Below are 16,693 nucleotides of genomic sequence, written 5' to 3'. Positions count from 1 at the left end.
CTTTCGCCTCACCACGACGCCTCGCGCTCCGGGGTGGCGCTGATGCGGTGGATGGAGAGGTCGGCGCCGTTGAATTCCTCTTCGGCGTCGAGGCGGATACCGAGGGTCTTTTTCAGCACGCCATAGACCACGAAGCCGCCGATCAGGGCCACTGTGATGCCCATCAGCGTGCCGACGATCTGCGAGGCCAGCGACACCCCGCCCAGCCCGCCCAGCGCCTTCATGCCGAAAATGCCCGCGGCAATGCCGCCCCAGGTGCCACACAGGCCGTGCAGCGGCCAGACGCCCAGCACGTCGTCGATCTTCCAGCGGTTTTGCGTCAGGGTGAACATCCAGACAAACAGCGCCCCGGCAACCGCGCCGACCACCAGCGCGCCTAGCGGGTGCATCACGTTTGAGCCCGCGCACACCGCCACCAAACCGGCCAAAGGCCCGTTGTGCAGAAAGCCGGGGTCGTTTTTGCCCGCGGCCAGCGCCGCCAGGGTGCCGCCCACCATCGCCATGAGCGAGTTCACCGCCACCAGACCGCTGATCTGGTCGAGCTTTTGCGCGCTCATCACGTTGAAGCCGAACCAGCCCACGATCAGTATCCACGAACCCAGCGCCAGGAATGGGATGGACGACGGCGGATGCGCCGATATCTGCCCGTTGGCGTGATAGCGGCCGCGACGCGGCCCGAGCAAGAGCACGGCGGGCAGCGCGATCCAGCCGCCCATCGCATGCACCACTACCGAGCCGGCGAAGTCGTGAAAGGGCGCGCCGAAAGTGGACTGCAACCATGCCTGAATGCCCAGATTGCCGTGCCACACAATGCCCTCGAAAAACGGGTAGACGAAGGCGACGATGGTGAAGGTGGCAATGAGTTGGGGCCAGAACTTGGCGCGCTCGGCAATGCCGCCGGAAATGATGGCGGGAATGGCCGCGGCGAAGGTCAGCAAAAAGAAAAAGCGGGTCAGCTCATAGCCATGGTCGCGGGTGAGCACGTCATCGCCCACGAGAAAATGATGACCGTAGGCGATGCCGTAGCCGAGCAGAAAGTAGGCAATCGCCGAGACGGAAAAGTCGGTGATGATTTTGGAGAGCGCGTTGACCTGGTTTTTCTTGCGCACCGTGCCCAGCTCAAGAAAGGCGAACCCGGCGTGCATGGCGAGCACCAGAATGGCGCCGAGAAGGATGAACAACACATTTCCACTGGAGGCGTCTTGCATGGTTGGGGTTCCTGATAAGAGTGAGATAGATACAGCAAACTTCGTGCCCATAAATGGCGCACGGTGCCCCTGTTGGGTTCACAACCGCTCACAAACTGCGCATTTTCGGTGCATGACAGGGCTCGGTTCGCACCATATCAAGGCGTTGCGCACCGTATTCGGGCGCATCGATCAGAGCAGCCGCTTGCTTAGAATGACGGGCTATTTGTTCCTCCTGCGGTTTCCATTCGAGAACGTCCATGCCTTTCAAAGTCAAACCTTACGTTTCTGAAGTGACGCATTTCATCCAGGATCTGAAGCACAGCGATCCGCAGCTTGAGGCCAAGCAAAAAGAAGGGCGTGCCCGTCTTTGGGACAAACCGCAAAACCCCGAGCTGACCCGGGAATTCCAGGCGGCCCGCGTGCCGCAGAAAGCCTACGTTTACGGCAGTCACTGAAGTCGCCCCGAGCGTGGCGAGCTTCGCTGCAGGCCATTCCATGACCGCCGCGCCCGGCGACGCCGCGCTGATGTCTCCGGCGGTGGACAGCACCCCGGCCACGGTCGATGGCATGGCGGTCGCGCGGCTGTACGGCGAGCCGCTGTTCGAGCTGCCGCAAGACCTCTACATCCCGCCCGATGCGCTCGAAGTCTTTCTCGAAGCCTTCGAAGGGCCGATGGATCTGCTGCTCTACCTCATCCGCAAGCAGAACTTCAACATCCTCGACATTCCGCTGGCGCAGGTCACGGCGCAGTATCTGAGCTATGTCGAGCAAATCCGCCGACACAATCTGGAGCTGGCCGCCGAATATCTGCTGATGGCGGCCATGCTCATCGAGATCAAGTCGCGCATGTTGCTGCCGCGGCCGCCCACCGAGCCCGGCGCCGAGCCCGAAGATCCCCGTGCCGAACTCGTGCGCCGGCTCTTGGAATACGAACGCTTCAAGCTCGCCGCGCAGCAGCTCGACGCCCTGCCCGTGCTCGGACGCGACTTCTGGCGTGCGCAAGTGCTGTTCGACCGCGACGCCGCACCGCGCCTGCCCGAGGTGGCGGCCGACGAACTACAACAGGCGTGGAGCGACATTCTCAAGCGCGCCAAGTTGCATACCCACCACAAGATCACCCGCGAGCAGCTTTCGGTGCGCGACTACATGAGCCGCGTGCTGCGCCAGTTGCAAGGCAAGCGCTTCCTCGAATTTCACGAACTGTTCGACCCCGCACAGGGCGTGCCCGTCGCCGTGGTCACACTGGTGGCGCTGCTCGAACTCACCCGGGAAGCGCTGGTGGAAATCACCCAGGCCGAAGCCTTCGCCCCGCTTTATGTGCGGCTGGCTTACACCCCGAGTTGATGTCGCCAGGCTGGGAATCGAACGCTCGTTCGCAAAAACCAACCCGGCGCGGGCATAATGCCCCGGTTTCCACCTGAGCTCAAGCCATGTCAGCAGACTCTCCCGCTCCCTACGGCGCTCCATCCCGCAGTGATAGCGCCCCGCGCAAACCGCTCACCCTGCACCGCCTGCGCGCCATACGTGAGGCCGGTGAAAAAATCGCCATGCTCACCGCTTACGACGCGGCCAGCGCCAGCCTGCTCGACGCCGCCGGGGTGGATTGCCTGCTGGTGGGCGACTCGCTGGGCATGGTGATGCAGGGCCATGGCTCCACCCTGCCCGTCACGCTCGAACAAATGGTCTATCACACGCAGTGCGTGGCGCGCGGCAATCGCAGCGCCTGGCTCATTGCCGATCTGCCCTTCGGCAGCTACCAGGGCGGAGTCGAGCAAGCCGTGGCCAGCAGCGTGGCGCTAATGCAGGCCGGTGCGCAGATGGTCAAGCTCGAAGGCGGCGGCTGGACCGCGCCCGTCATCGCCGCCCTCGTGGAGCGCGGCATTCCGGTGTGCGCCCACCTCGGCCTCACGCCGCAGAGCGTGCACGCACTCGGCGGGTACCGCATTCAGGGCCGCGACGCGCAATCGGCCGACACCCTGCGCCGTCATGCGGCCGAAGTTGGCGCTGCGGGCGCGGCCATGCTGGTGCTCGAACTCGTGCCCTCCGATGTGGCGGCGCAGATCAGCGCGGCCTATCCCGGCATCACCATCGGCATCGGCGCGGGTGCGCGCACCCACGGCCAGGTGCTGGTGCTGCACGACATGCTCGATATCACCCGCAGCCCCAAACCGCGCTTTGTGCGCAACTTCATGCAGGGCGCGCCCAGCCTTCTCGACGCCGTGCGCGGCTATGTTGAAGCCGTCAAACAAGGCACCTTCCCCGACGAGGCCCTGCACGGCTATGCCGCCTGATTCTTCCTCCCGCCCTTGCCCATGCTGACCGTCCACACCGTTGCCGACCTGCGCGCCGCGCTCGAGCCGCACCCCGATTGGACCCTGGTACCCACCATGGGCAATCTCCACGCCGGGCATCTGGGCCTGATCGCCCGCGCGCGGCAGGAAAACGTCCCGGTGGTGGCAAGCATTTTCGTCAACCGTCTGCAGTTCGGGCCGAACGAAGACTTCGACCGCTACCCGCGCACCCTGCCGCACGACGCGGCGCTGCTGGCCGACGCCGGCTGCGACCTGCTGTTCGCCCCTGACGAAGCCGAGATGTACCCGCAGCCGCAGACCTTCCGCGTGCTGCCCGATCCGGCCATCGCCGGCATTCTCGACGGCGCCGCCCGCCCCGGTCATTTCGAAGGCGTGGCCACCGTGGTGATGAAGCTGTTCCAGATGGTGCAGCCGCGCCATGCCGTGTTCGGCAAGAAGGACTATCAGCAGTTACTTCTCATCCGTCGCATGGTCGAGCAGTTCGCCCTGCCCATCACCATCATCGGCCTCGACACGGTGCGCGCCGACGACGGACTGGCACTGTCTTCGCGCAACGGCTACCTCACGCCCGAAGAACGCGCGCAGGCACCGCAACTCCAGGCCGCGCTGCGCGCCCTGGCCGAAGACGCCCGCAGCGCGACCGCCCCCGAGCAGATTCACCTGCTCGAACAACAGGCCATGACCCGCCTCGACCAACTCGGCTGGACGCCCGACTACCTCACCCTGCGCCGCCGCGCCGACCTGCAACCGCCTACCGCGCAAGACCTGCACCGCGGAACGCCCTGCGTCGCGCTGGCCGCCGCCCGCCTGGGCCGTACCCGGCTGATCGACAACCTGGAGTGCTGAACGCCCCCCGGCAACCTTGAGACGGCGCCCTCAAGCCCGGTATCCGGGATCGGTGCGTTCGAGCTTGCGCAGCAGCGCAGGCCAGACAAAGGCGCCCCCCATGCCACCGGTCTGCACTCGCATGGCCTCTGCCACGCCGCTGAGAATGCGCGGATGCACCTGGCGCAGCCCTTCCGCCCCCTGCTGACCCGCCAGCGCGGCGATCTGGATCTGACAGGCACTCTCCAGCACATACATGCCCAGAAAGGCATCGGCGATGCTCGCGCCCACGGTCAGCAGGCCGTGATTGCGCAGAATGAGGAAGTTGGCGTCCCCGAGATCATCCTGCAGACGCGGCTTTTCGTCGGAACGGAACGCCACGCCCTCATAGTCGTGATAGGCCACCGACGCCAGCACGAAAGTGCTCTGCTGACTGATGGGCAACACGCCGTGCTCCTGCGCGCTCACCGCCACTCCGGCGCGGGTATGGGTGTGCAACACGCAGCCCGCGTCCGGCCTTGCCTCGTGCACCGCACTGTGGATGACGAAACCTGCGGGATTGACCGGATAGGGGCTCTCGCTCAGCTTGTTGCACTCGGCGTCCACCTTCACCAGACTCGACGCCGTGATCTCCTCGAACATCAGGCCATAGGGATTGATGAGAAATTGGTGGTCGCCACCGGTCAGCGAAAGCGGCAGCTTGGCGCTGATGTGAGTGAACACCAGATCGCTCCAGCCGTGCAAGGCCACCAGCCGATAACAAGCCGCCAGATCGCAGCGCAGCGCCCATTCCTGCGGGTCCACCGCGTGTTCCAGGTTCGGTATGTTCATGTTTGTCTCCTTCGTTCTTACGGAAGCAGATTTTCGGCCCATTTGCGCGCCTTGTCAGCGAACAAGGCGCTGGCCGCGCGAACAAGGGACAATCACCTTTTCATCACCCCTTCACTGACGCCCCTCCTCCAAGCGCTGACCCACGCGTTGACCCACCATGCCCCAAAGTGATGTTCTGATCCTCGGCGCCGGTCTGGCCGGCCTGTCCACCGCACTGCATCTTGCCGAGCGCCTCAAGGTGACGGTGCTGGCCAAGCGCACGCTTGACGTCTCGTCCAGCCAATGGGCGCAGGGCGGCATTGCCGCGGTGCTGGCCGAGGGCGACAGCTTCGAGGAGCACGTACACGACACCCTGGTCGCCGGTGCGATGCTGGGCGATCTGCCGGCTACACGCTTTGTCATCGAGCACGGGCCGGACGCCATTGCCTGGCTACGCGAACAAGGCGTGCCCTTCGACACCGAGGGCGCCGCGCTGCACCTCACCCGCGAGGGCGGCCACAGCCAACGCCGCATCGCCCATGTGGTGGACGCCACGGGCGCGGCCATCCAGACCACGCTGCTCGCCCGCGCCAAGGCCCATCCCAACATCACCCTGCTGGAAAACCATGTTGCCGTCGATCTCATCACCGACCGTCATGTGGACGGCAAGGCCAGCCCGCGCTGCTGGGGCGCCTACGCCCTCGACACCGCCAGTGGCCGGGTCGAGACCTTCGCCGCAGCGCACACCGTGCTGGCCACCGGCGGCGCCGGCAAGGTGTATCGCTACACCACCAACCCCGACACCGCCAGCGGCGACGGCATCGCCATGGCCTGGCGTGCCGGCTGCCGCGTGGCGAATATGGAGTTCATCCAGTTCCACCCCACCTGCCTGTATCACCCCAAAGCCAAGAGCTTCCTCATCACCGAAGCGGTGCGCGGTGAAGGCGGCAAACTCGTGTTGCCCGACGGCACCCGCTTCATGCCCGCGCACGACCCGCGCGCCGAACTGGCCCCGCGCGACGTGGTGGCCCGCGCCATCGACTTCGAGATGAAAAAGCGCGGCCACGACTGCGTCTACCTCGACATCACCCACAAGGGAGAAGCCTTCATCCGTCAGCACTTCCCCACCATTCACGCCCGCCTGCTCGAACTCGGCATCGACATGGCGCGCGAGCCCATACCTGTGGTGCCCGCAGTGCATTTCACCTGCGGCGGCGTGCTCACCGACCTGTCGGGCCGCACCGATCTGCCCGGCCTCTACGCCGCGGGCGAAGTCGCCTACACCGGCCTGCACGGCGCCAATCGCCTGGCGAGCAACTCCCTGCTTGAATGCGCGGTGTTCGGCAAGGCCGCTGCGCTCGCCATCCTGGAAGCCGCGCCCCCCGCCGTGCCCACGCCCCGCCGCTGGGACGAAAGCCGTGTGAGCGACGCCGACGAACTCGTGGTCATCAGCCACAACTGGGACGAGTTGCGCCGCATGATGTGGAACTACGTCGGCATTGTGCGCACCGACAAGCGACTGGAACGCGCCGCCCATCGCATCGCCCTGCTGCAAGCCGAGGTGGACGAGTTCTACGCCAACTTCCGCGTCACCCGCGACCTGCTGGAGCTGCGCAACCTGCTGCAAGTCGCCGCCCTCATCGTGCGCTCGGCGCAGTTGCGGCACGAAAGCCGCGGCCTGCACTACAGCCTCGACTGGCCGCAGACCGCCGCGCCCGCAGCACCCACCATTCTCGTGCCCTGAATGCCCATGCCCACACCGCACGCCCTCCCCGATCTCGCCCTGGTCAGCGCCTTGCTGCGCAACGCCGCACGCGCCGAAATTCTGCCCCGTGCGCAGTCGCCCGACCCGCGCCTGAAGGCCGACGGTACCTGGGTCACCGACGCCGATCTGGCCATGCAAACCCGTGTGCAACACGAACTCGCCGCCCTCTGGCCGCACATCCCTTTACTGGGCGAAGAAATGTCCGCCGAAGCGCAACAGCAACTCATGGCGAAAGAAGCCGCCTCGCCAGACGGCCCCGGCCTGTGGGTGCTCGACCCGCTCGACGGCACCAGCAACTTCTCCGCCGGTCTGCCGGTGTTCGGCCCCTCGCTGGCGTGGATGCAGGGCGGCCGGGTTCGGCTGGGCGTCGTCGTCGATGTGATGCGCGACGAAGTCTTCAGCGCCGCCCTGAGCGCCGGCGCATTTCTCAACGGCCAGCCCTTGCGCGTACCCGCAACACAGGTGCCGCTATCCAAAACCATCGCCTGCATCGACTTCAAGCGGCTTTCAGCCCCGCTGGCCACGCAGTTGGCAATGCGCCCACCCTACAGCTCGCAACGCTCCATCGGCTCGGTGGCGCTCGACTGGTGCTGGGTCGCCGCAGGCCGCTTCCACCTCTACCTGCACGGCAGCCAGGGCCTATGGGACTACGCCGCAGGCAGCCTCATTCTCAGCGAGGCCGGCGGCCATGGTCAGACCTTGGCGGGCGAAGCCGTGTTCAACAACACCCTGGAAAAACGCTCGGCCGTGTGCGCGGGCGATGCGGGATTGTTTGCGCAATGGACGCAGTGGTTGGCTGCGAACGGCGGCGCGCTTGACTGAGAGCCCAACCGCCCGAGCTGCGGGCAAGTCTTGGCACTACCGCGGGCGGACGCTTTGCTTGAAACCCTGTTGCTTGCCCATTGAAATTCGTCTTTACTGTAGCTACAGTAAAGCATGCGTATCGAGTTCGACCCAGCCAAGGATCTCTCGAACCAAGCCAAGCACGGCGTGTCGTTGGCTTTTGCCGGTGAACTCGACTGGGAAGCTGCGTTGGTGTGGATCGATGCGCGGTTTGACTACGGCGAGACGCGAATGATCGCCCTCGCCCCAAAAACCGGCACCCTCTACTACGTGGCATTTATCGATCGCGACAACACGCGAAGGATCATCAGCCTTCGCCGCGCCAATCGACGTGAGGTCAAACACTATGTCCAAAACTTCTAATCGCCCCATCGTTCGTATACCGACGACCGAAGAGGACAAAGCCATCACTGCGGCCGCTCGAAGCGACCCCGATGCTCAACCGCTCACTCCCAAGCAACTCAAGGCCATGGTTCCCCTAGCCTCGGTTCGTAGCCGCCCCAAGTCCGCAAACAAGAAGTTGCTCGTGTCGGTGCGCTACAGCCCCGAGGTCATCACCTATTTCAAATCCACTGGCGAAGGTTGGCAGTCCTTGATGGACAGCGTTCTCCGCAAATACGTCGCACGTCATTCTCGCGGTGCGTAAGCTGTCTGGATTATGGTGCTCCTCGTTAACAAGCATCTAGTTATGGATGCAACCGCTAGACCTGACGCCAATCATATGACCCCAGCTGTGCAAACATGCGTGACCCCTAACCATGCGCCGTATGCAGCCATGCGTGTAATCTTCCGTAATGACACTCAACACCGATAATAGTGGGCAATTTTCTAACTTGGAACGGCAGGTATTGAGAATGAACGTGGCTCTGATTGATGGGATTCGTGATGTTCTATCTACAGCATGGGTGGGAACTTTTATTGGGATCGCAGGAGCAATATTGGCTATATATTTTTATTATTCATCCCGCAAAAGATCAATTATTGCATTTCAGGAAATGCATGAGAAATTATTAGGCGGAATGCTCCCAAAGGCGATTACTATACTCTACGATGGAAATAAAATTCCAAAGCTTTCTCGTTATACGGCGATTATTTGGAATGCTGGGGAAAATACAATAAATGGCAGCGACATAGTTTCATCCAATCCAGTTCGAGTCAGGCTGAAAGATAAATCCCTTAAAATACTAGACAGCAGGATAATTGAAACGACGAGAGATTTTTTGGGCATAAAATGCATATACCCATCGCAGGATGATATTGCAGTAGAATTATATTTTGATTATATTGACGCAAAGGATGGATTTACATTAGAGATTCTTCATACAGGTGACCCAAATTCTGCAGAACTATGTGGCTCCATAAAAGGCATCCCAAATGGATTGACGAATTATGGCTTATTGCCAGCATCTGCAGCAGCCAAAAAATCAAATAGAATACACCTTAAAAGTGGATTTTTTATTTCCAAATCATTCTCAGGTTGGATAGTTTTTATTGGCGGCATCGTGTTTTTTGTGGGCAATTTATTCTTTCCACTGCAATTTCGGAGTGGATTTTATTTTAATAACAAGCCTATAGATTATTTATACACATATCTAGGGGCTATCTATATAATTATAGGACTAAGGCTTATTTTGCGCCTAAGGCGTCGATTTCCAAATACTTTAAAATTCCATAAACTTGAAGATCGCTGGTGAAATCGATGAACGCGCGTACGAGTTACGGGGGTCACGTGCTCGACGCACGAAAGAAGGGTCAGATCTAGCTTCGTAGCACCTCACTCCTCGCGCCCCCGTCCTCACCTTCCCAACGCCGCGCCAAAGACTTTACTCAGCAGCTTGCTGCCGGTACCCACGGGGTCGGTGCGAATGGCTTTTTCTTGCTCGCCGATGGCCTGGTACAGGCGGTTGAGCGCCTCTTGGGTGACGTACTGCTGAATGCTGGCCTGATCGGCCTTGACGAGGCCGAACTGCGCGGCCTGCCCGGCGAAGCGGTTGTAGGTCTGGGCGAGGCCGACCTTGTCAGTGGCCTTGGCGACGATGGGCAGGAATTTTTGCGTCAAGGGCGCTTCGGTCTTGCGTTTGAAGTAATCGGTCGCGGCCTCGTCGCCACCGGTGAGAATGCCCTTGGCGTCTTGCACCGACATGCTTTTCACTGCATCCACCAGCAAGGTTTTGGCCTCGGGCACGGCGGCTTCGGCGGCGCGGTTTATGGCCAGATCGAGCTGGTCGGCCTGAGCGCCCATGCCGGCCATACGCATCAGGCCGCTGGCCTTCTCGATGGCGGGCGGAAGGGGAATGCGCCACTTGGCGTTGCCATAGAAGCCGTTTTCGCGGCCCAGCTCTTTCACCGCGATGTCCGCGCCGCGCGATAGTGCGGTCTTCAGCCCCTGATCGACTTCGCCGTTGCTCAGTGCCGCCACCGCGGCATTCACCACGCCCGAAGACGCCCCGCCGCCCTGACCGGCCGAGTTCGGCTGCGCGGCTTGCTGCGCAGGCGCCTGCGCCGTGCCCAGCGCGCCGCTGAGCTGGTTGGTCAGGCTACCGAGATCGAAGGCCATTGCGGGCAGTGGCGCGGCGAGCGCCAACACGGCGGCAAGGGCAAGAGGCAAAGCCAGGGGACGTGTTTTCATCGTGCTCTCCGGGGGGTCAGCGTTGTGGATCGGGGGTGGCGCGCAGCACTTCGTCGAGGGTGGTGACGCCTTCGGCCACCTTGATGGCGCCAGCCAGGCGCAGCGGCTTCATGCCGTCTTTGATGGCCTGCGCGCGCAGCGGCCCGAGTTCCGGGCTGCGCACCAGCAGCGCCCGCAGCGCCTCGCTGCAACTCAGCAGCTCATACAGGCCGATGCGGCCGAGATAACCGGTGTTGCGACATTCCACGCAGCCCATGGGTTTGTAGGGGCGCACCTCAGATTGCGTTTTCCACGGCGCCACGGCCGCGCGAAAGGCCTCTTGGTCGAAGGCGTCGTCGGGCTGCTTGCAATGCGGGCATAGCGTGCGCACCAGGCGCTGCGCGAGCACGCCGAGCAAGGTGGCACTGGCGAGGTAGGACGGCACGCCGAGTTCGAGCAGGCGGGTGATGCTCGACGGCGCGTCGTTGGTGTGCAGGGTGGACAGCACCAGATGCCCGGTGAGCGCGGCCTGCACCGCCATGTCGGCAGTCTCGCGGTCGCGGATTTCGCCGACCATGATGATGTCGGGATCTTGCCGCATCAAGGCGCGCAGGCCTTCGGCAAAGCTGAGGTCGATGGCGGGCTGCACCTGCATCTGGTTGAACGCGGGCTCGACCATCTCGATCGGGTCTTCCACGGTGCAGACGTTCACCTCCTCGGTAGCCAGGCGCTTGAGGGTGGAATACAGCGTGGTGGTCTTGCCGCTGCCAGTCGGCCCGGTGACGAGGATGACGCCGTTGGGCTGATGGGTCAGGCGCTGCCAGTCGCGCGCTTCGTGCGCCGGAAAGCCGAGGGCGGGCATATCGCGCACGACCACGTCGGGATCGAAGATGCGCATCACGAGTTTTTCGCCAAACGCCGTGGGCATGGTGGCCAGGCGCAGCTCCACCTCGTCGCCCGAAGGTCGACGGGTCTTGATGCGGCCATCTTGCGGACGGCGCTTTTCGACCACGTCCATGCGGCCGAGCAGCTTGACCCGGCTGGTCATCGCGCCCATCACCGAACCGGGCACCTGATAAACCGTGTGCAGCACACCGTCGATGCGAAACCGGATCACCCCCATGTCGCGCCGCGGCTCGAGGTGGATGTCGGAGGCGCGCTGCTCGAAGGCGTATTGCCACAGCCAATCGACCACCTGCACCACGCCGGCGTCGTTGGCGTCGAGCGCCTTGCCGCTGCGGCCCAGTTCCACCAACTGCTCGAACTGGTTAACCCCGCCGGTGCTGCCGTTTTTCTGCGCATGTTTGACCGAGCGCGCGAGGTTGAAAAACTCCACCGTGTAGCGGGTGATGTCGGCCGGGCTGGCGACCCGCAGTTCGATGGGGCGGCGCAGCATGCGCTCCATCTCGGGCACCCAGCCGCGGTCGAACGGCTCGCAGGTGGCGATGGTGACCGCCTCGGTGGAGGCCGCCACGGGCAGAATGCGGTGGCGCTCGGCGTAGCTGGTGGACATGAGATCGCCGATCTTGCTGATCTCCACCTTCAGCGGATCGACGCGCAAATACGGCAGATTGGCACGCTGCGCCAGCCATTCGGTCAGCACATCCAGATCGAGCGTGCGGCCGTCGCTCAGACGCTTGAGCCCGGCCAGCGCCACGCGCTGCAGCGCATGCAGCTTGCCGCTGGCGTGAGCGCAGCGCTCCCAGCCGTAGCGGCCAGCAGCCGCGTCAATCAGGCCGTCGGCCTCCAGCCACTGCAGCAGTTCGCGCCAATCGAGTCGACCCTGCGCCGCAGGCGGCGCACCCGGTGCAGATCGCGCCTTGGGCGGGGCGGAAGGGTCGGCCGAGCGAGTGGGAGTGCGGGGAACGTCCATAAAAACCGAGTGTAGGACAGCCCCTTGTGACGCCGTGTTAACGCGCCGGATGCAGGCGCTTGAGCAAGCGCGCCCAGCGCCGCGCCGGCAGGCCGCCGGTGCGCTCCGCCACGGCATCGGCGCGCTCCAGCAACTGCGCACGGGTGGGCAGCCGTGCCTGCGTGGCGTCGCGCAGGGCGATGGCGATGAGGTTACCGTCGCGGTTGGGCGGTAGCTGCCACACGCTGTCGCCCGGCTGGTTGAACGCCGCGACGATGCGCTGCAGGTTGCGCTCCAGCACGCGCACATGACCCGGCCCGCTGAACAGATTGACCGCCATCACCCCCTGCTCGCCCAGCAGTTGGCGGCACGCGGCATAAAACTCGGCAGACTCCAGCGCGGGGGCTGCGGCTTGCTCGTCGTACATGTCCACATGCAACACCGCCGCACTGCCCGCATGGGCGGGGTCGGCCGCATACGCGCCGGCATCCGCGCACAGCACTTGCAACTTGCCGCCCGGCTCGGGCAGCGCAAACCAGCGATGCGCGGCCAGGATGACGCCCGGATTCAGCTCCACCGCTACGCAGGGCAGCCGCAAGCGCTTGAGCATGAATTTGGTGATCGCCGCAGCGCCCAGCCCGAGCTGCACTGCCGTTCCGCCGCGCCAGGCCGCGTCGGGCGCGAGCAGCATCCAGGCCATCATGCGCTGCACATACTCCAGTTCGAGATCGTTGGGACGGGCGATGCGCATGCTGCCCTGAATCCAGGGCGTGCCCAGATGCAAATGACGCACGCCATCTTCTTCGGAAAGGGTGGGTTGGGGAAAGGTGGGTTTACGGGCCATATCAAATGAGATTTGCAGCGATGAATGCCTCGCGCCAGGCGGCACGCTTGCGCTCCAGACTCCAGCTCGCATTCGCCGGGCTGGTGGAAGGCAGACGGCGCACCTCGGGGCCGAGGCTGCGGGTGATGCGCATGGCGCGGGCCGATTCGCCCCCGTTGTGCGCGATGAGTTGCAGCGAAGGCAGACGCGCCACGAGGGCGGGCAGATCATTGGGCAGCGCATCCGCAATGGCACTGTCCAGACTGCCCTCGCGGCGACAGTGGGCGTACACGTCCCAGATGCCCAGCCCGCGCTCGCAGACCGCCTCGATGCGCTGCGCGTAGGGCCGCTGCATCAGTTCCAGCCCGAACAAATCGCCCACGATGGGCCAGAACTGATTGCGCGGATGTGCGTAATACTGCTGCGCCTGCAACGAGGCGACGCTCGGGAAGCTGCCCAGCACCAGCAGACGGCAATCGCCCCGCACCGCGGGCGCCAGCCCCCGCAGCATCGGCGCCGACGGCACAACAGAAGCAAGGGCGGAAGCGGACGAACGAGCCATGCCGTCATTGTCGCCCCTGCCGCCATGGCCGCCACCAAGCACCTGCCTATAATCGCCTGCTTTGTCGCACTGCGGGTGTAGTTCAATGGTAGAACGGCAGCTTCCCAAGCTGCATACGAGGGTTCGATTCCCTTCACCCGCTCCAAAACATCTCCGGCCTGAGCCGGATTTTTTTCGCCATGACGGCTGACCAAAACCCCGCAACAGACGACGCCGACGCGCTCCGGCAACGCGGCATCCGCAGCTTTGTGCTGCGCGCCGGGCGCACCACCGAGGCGCAGACGCGCGCGCTGGCGGAATTGGGGCCGCGCTGGATCGTGCCTTATGCCGACGCCGTCACCGATTGGTCCGCCGTATTCGGCCGCGCCGCGCCGCGGGTGCTCGAAATCGGCTTCGGCATGGGCGACGCCACGGCGCAGATCGCCGCAGCAAAGCCCGAGACGGATTTCATCGGCGTGGAAGTGCATCCGCCTGGCGTGGGCGCGCTGCTGCAGCGCATCGACGCCGCCAAGCTCAGCAATCTGAGCATCGTGCAGCATGACGCGGTGCAGGTGCTGCGGCACATGATCGCGCCGTACAGCCTGGACGGACTGCACATCTACTTTCCCGATCCGTGGCCGAAAAAGCGGCACCACAAGCGGCGCCTGATCCAGCCGGAATTCGTGCGGCTGGCCATCAGCCGTCTGCGCCCGGGCGGCTATCTGCACTGCGCCACCGACTGGCAGCCCTACGCCGAGCACATCTTGGAGGTGTTGCGCGCCGAGCCGGGACTTGTCAACACGGCCGCTGATTACGCCCCGCGCCCGGACTGGCGCCCGGTGAGCAAATTCGAGCGCCGCGGTCTCAATCTCGGCCACGGCGTCTGGGATCTGGTGTTCACCACCCGGTGAACCCGCCGGACTTCATCCAGACCAGTTCACCCAGCCGCCCCAGGCGGTGACCAGCACCAGCGCGCCGAATACCACCCGGTACCAGGCGAAGGGCACGAAGCTGTGCCCGCCCACATAGCGCAGCAACCAGCGCACCACCATCAGCGCCGAGACAAACGCCACCGCCATACCGAGGCCGAAGGTGGGCACATCGCTCAGGCTGAGCAGAGCGCGATTTTTGTAAAGCTCGTACACCGTGGCAGCCAGCAGGGTGGGAATGGCGAGGAAGAAGGAGAACTCGGTGGCGGCCGCGCGGCTGAGGCCGAACAACATGCCGCCAATAATCGAAGCACCCGAGCGGCTGGTGCCGGGAATGAGCGCAAACGCCTGCGCGATGCCGACCTTCAGCGCGTCGCTCGCACGCATGTCATCGACATGGTGAATGCGCACATGCTGCGCCGACCGCTTCTGCCAGGCTTCAGCCCAGAAGATCACCAAGGCGCCAACGATAAAAGCCAGCGCCACCGGCGCGGGTGCGAACAGCCAGCGTTTGATGGCGCTGGCAAACAGCAAGCCCAGAATGGCAGCGGGAATGAAGCCGATGATCACATTGATCGCAAAGCGCCAGGCGGTGCTGCGCCGCGCGGGTTCGGCTGCGGTCAGTCCGGTGAGCACTTCGCCGATGCGCATGCGGTAATGCCACATCACCGCCAGAATGGCGCCGCTTTGAATCGCGATTTCAAACACCTTGGCCTTGTCGCTCACCCAGCCCAGCAGGCTGGCGGCGAGAATGAGGTGGCCGGTGGAGGAAATCGGCAGAAATTCGGTGAGGCCCTCGACCAAGCCGAGAATCACCACCACGATGGCGGAATGCGCGTCCATGCTGACCCTTGTGACAAAAGGTTGTGATTATGCGCAAACTTTGCGTCAAAAGGGCTCACACCAGGCTGCTCAGCCCCCCGTACACCCCTAAACCAGCGGTCAGCACCACCACGGCGACGACCACCCAGAAGTACGCGCCGCGCAGGCGATGCTCTGGGGGCAGTGCCTTGGTGGCCAACGCCACCAGGAACCCCAGCACCAGCGGCAGCATCAAGGCGTTCATCACTTCCACCCCGATGGACAGGGCGACCAGATCGGGCACGAAGGCCACCACCAGCGCCCCGCCGATCACCCCCGCGCTGAACACGGTGTAGAACCACGGCGCCTGTGCCGGATGCAGTTCCAGCGAGTGCTTGTAGCCGGTGACTTCGCCAAACCCCCAGGCCGCCGCCAGCGCCACCACGATGGCAGCCACCATGGCTGCGCCCAGAATGCCCAGGCCAAATACGGTGCGCCCCAGCGTCTCGCCCAGCGTCGGGGTAAGCGCCTGCGCAATTTGCCCCACGGTGTTGAGCGGCGCGGTGCTGTGCCCACTCCATAACACCGCTGCGGTCACCATCAGCACCGCCGCCATGATGAGCTGGGTAAGCACGGCGCCCACCGCCGTGTCCCAGCGGGCAGCGGTGTATTGCTCCGGCTTGAGCCCTTTGTCGGCCACGGCGGACTGTTGATAGAACACCATCCACGGCATGATGACCGCGCCGATATTGGCCGCCACCAAATACCAGTACGCCGGATGCTGCACCGGCACATGGCCCAGCCCCTGCAACACCTGCGCGCCATCGATGGGCGCGCGAAACGCCACCCAGACGAACACCAGTTCGAACAGCCCGAGCGCGATGGCAATGCGCTCCACCCGGCGGTAAGACCCCGTCCACACCACCGCCAGCAGAAAGAACGCCGCCAGACCGAGACTCCAGCCGCGCGGCACGCCGAACAGCGCCCCGACCCCGGCCACCCCCGAAAACTCGGTGATGATGGCCCCGACCGAAGCCACCGCCAGGCCCGCCACTGACACCCAGGCCCAGCGCGCTCCGAAGGTTTCGCGAATCAGCTCGCCATGCCCCTTGCCGGTGAAAATGCCCAGCCGCACGGTGAGCTCTTGCACCACATACAGAATGGGGATAAGCACCAGCTGCAAGCTGAGCAACTGGTAGCCCCACTGCGCCCCGCTTTGCGCCGCGGTAATCACGCTGCCGACATCGGTATCGGCCAGCATGACCACCAGCCCCGGGCCGAGCACGGCCAGAAAAATGGCCAGTCGTGACAGCGCCCGGGGGCCGGGCTGTGGCAGGGTGGAACTTGCGGACATGGCATTTGCCTCTCATCTGCCCACGCTGGCGCGAAGGCTT

Annotated in this window: 18 protein-coding genes and 1 tRNA gene; 11 read left to right on the top strand and 8 right to left on the bottom strand. The window is 64.0% G+C overall.

Annotation, left to right across the window (positions count from 1 at the left end):
- Positions 1-8: 8 nt before the first annotated feature.
- Positions 9-1,208: an ammonium transporter gene (locus THI_RS05580; RefSeq protein WP_013105263.1), complete on the bottom strand. Its 1,200-nt coding sequence runs from the start codon at positions 1,206-1,208 to the stop codon at positions 9-11.
- 239 nt (positions 1,209-1,447) lie between these two features.
- On the opposite strand from THI_RS05580, the gene THI_RS05575 reads away from it, so the two are divergent.
- The 4 genes from THI_RS05575 to panC all read left to right on the top strand — a co-directional run bounded on the left by THI_RS05575 (position 1,448) and on the right by panC (position 4,348).
- Positions 1,448-1,645, top strand: coding sequence for a DUF3460 family protein (locus tag THI_RS05575; RefSeq protein WP_013105261.1), 198 nt, complete (start codon positions 1,448-1,450; stop codon positions 1,643-1,645).
- 40 nt (positions 1,646-1,685) lie between these two features.
- A complete protein-coding gene (locus THI_RS05570) occupies positions 1,686-2,534 on the top strand; it encodes a segregation and condensation protein A (protein WP_013105260.1) in 849 nt (282 codons plus the stop codon).
- 86 nt (positions 2,535-2,620) lie between these two features.
- Positions 2,621-3,481 (top strand): 3-methyl-2-oxobutanoate hydroxymethyltransferase, encoded by an 861-nt coding sequence (gene panB / locus THI_RS05565; protein ID WP_013105259.1) that lies wholly within the window; start codon positions 2,621-2,623, stop codon positions 3,479-3,481.
- Between the two features lie 21 nt (positions 3,482-3,502).
- Positions 3,503-4,348, top strand: a complete 846-nt coding sequence (panC, locus tag THI_RS05560) for a pantoate--beta-alanine ligase (protein ID WP_013105258.1) — start codon at positions 3,503-3,505, stop codon at positions 4,346-4,348.
- A gap of 30 nt (positions 4,349-4,378) precedes the next feature.
- Here the strand turns inward: panC and THI_RS05555 are convergent, their stop codons facing one another.
- Positions 4,379-5,158: a class II aldolase/adducin family protein gene (locus THI_RS05555; RefSeq protein ID WP_013105257.1), complete on the bottom strand. Its 780-nt coding sequence runs from the start codon at positions 5,156-5,158 to the stop codon at positions 4,379-4,381.
- A gap of 157 nt (positions 5,159-5,315) precedes the next feature.
- Between THI_RS05555 and nadB the strand changes: the two genes are divergently transcribed.
- From nadB to THI_RS18760, 5 genes are all read left to right on the top strand, one after another.
- Positions 5,316-6,881: an L-aspartate oxidase gene (nadB, locus tag THI_RS05550; RefSeq protein WP_013105256.1), complete on the top strand. Its 1,566-nt coding sequence runs from the start codon at positions 5,316-5,318 to the stop codon at positions 6,879-6,881.
- 6 nt (positions 6,882-6,887) lie between these two features.
- Positions 6,888-7,724, top strand: a complete 837-nt coding sequence (locus tag THI_RS05545; protein WP_041609164.1) for an inositol monophosphatase family protein — start codon at positions 6,888-6,890, stop codon at positions 7,722-7,724.
- 114 nt (positions 7,725-7,838) lie between these two features.
- The gene (locus THI_RS05540; RefSeq protein ID WP_013105254.1) at positions 7,839-8,108 is read left to right on the top strand and encodes a BrnT family toxin; all 270 of its coding nucleotides are present in this window, start codon (positions 7,839-7,841) and stop codon (positions 8,106-8,108) included.
- A complete protein-coding gene (locus tag THI_RS05535; protein ID WP_013105253.1) occupies positions 8,092-8,391 on the top strand; it encodes a BrnA antitoxin family protein in 300 nt (99 codons plus the stop codon). The genes THI_RS05540 and THI_RS05535 overlap by 17 nt, the downstream gene beginning before the upstream one ends.
- A 148-nt stretch (positions 8,392-8,539) precedes the next feature.
- On the top strand, positions 8,540-9,439 hold the full coding sequence (locus tag THI_RS18760) for a hypothetical protein (protein ID WP_013105252.1): 900 nt from the start codon (positions 8,540-8,542) through the stop codon (positions 9,437-9,439).
- A gap of 101 nt (positions 9,440-9,540) precedes the next feature.
- On the opposite strand, the gene THI_RS05530 is transcribed toward THI_RS18760, so the two are convergent.
- From THI_RS05530 to THI_RS05515, 4 genes are read right to left on the bottom strand one after another with little or no spacing between them, the layout of a single operon-like run.
- A complete protein-coding gene (locus THI_RS05530; RefSeq protein ID WP_013105250.1) occupies positions 9,541-10,374 on the bottom strand; it encodes a DUF4197 domain-containing protein in 834 nt (277 codons plus the stop codon).
- A gap of 16 nt (positions 10,375-10,390) precedes the next feature.
- Complete coding sequence (locus tag THI_RS05525; protein WP_013105249.1) at positions 10,391-12,226, bottom strand: type IV pilus assembly ATPase TfpB; 1,836 nt, start codon at positions 12,224-12,226, stop codon at positions 10,391-10,393.
- 37 nt (positions 12,227-12,263) lie between these two features.
- Positions 12,264-13,049 carry a class I SAM-dependent methyltransferase gene (locus THI_RS05520; protein ID WP_013105248.1) on the bottom strand — a complete coding sequence of 262 codons (786 nt, stop codon included), beginning with the start codon at positions 13,047-13,049 and terminating at the stop codon, positions 12,264-12,266.
- Position 13,050: 1 nt separating this feature from the next.
- Complete coding sequence (locus THI_RS05515; protein WP_013105247.1) at positions 13,051-13,590, bottom strand: DNA-deoxyinosine glycosylase; 540 nt, start codon at positions 13,588-13,590, stop codon at positions 13,051-13,053.
- Positions 13,591-13,661: 71 nt separating this feature from the next.
- Here THI_RS05515 and THI_RS05510 point away from each other — a divergent pair.
- Positions 13,662-13,735, top strand: a tRNA-Gly gene (locus THI_RS05510).
- Positions 13,736-13,769: 34 nt separating this feature from the next.
- Positions 13,770-14,480, top strand: a complete 711-nt coding sequence (gene trmB / locus THI_RS05505; RefSeq protein ID WP_013105246.1) for a tRNA (guanosine(46)-N7)-methyltransferase TrmB — start codon at positions 13,770-13,772, stop codon at positions 14,478-14,480.
- 12 nt (positions 14,481-14,492) lie between these two features.
- Here the strand turns inward: trmB and THI_RS05500 are convergent, their stop codons facing one another.
- On the bottom strand, positions 14,493-15,341 hold the full coding sequence (locus THI_RS05500) for an undecaprenyl-diphosphate phosphatase (protein ID WP_013105245.1): 849 nt from the start codon (positions 15,339-15,341) through the stop codon (positions 14,493-14,495).
- 55 nt (positions 15,342-15,396) lie between these two features.
- Positions 15,397-16,653, bottom strand: coding sequence for an NRAMP family divalent metal transporter (locus tag THI_RS05495; RefSeq protein WP_013105244.1), 1,257 nt, complete (start codon positions 16,651-16,653; stop codon positions 15,397-15,399).
- Positions 16,654-16,693: the final 40 nt, after the last annotated feature.

Source organism: Thiomonas arsenitoxydans, from assembly GCF_000253115.1.
GTDB lineage: Bacteria > Pseudomonadota > Gammaproteobacteria > Burkholderiales > Burkholderiaceae_C > Thiomonas > Thiomonas arsenitoxydans.
This window is presented reverse-complemented; position numbering and strand designations above follow the sequence as displayed.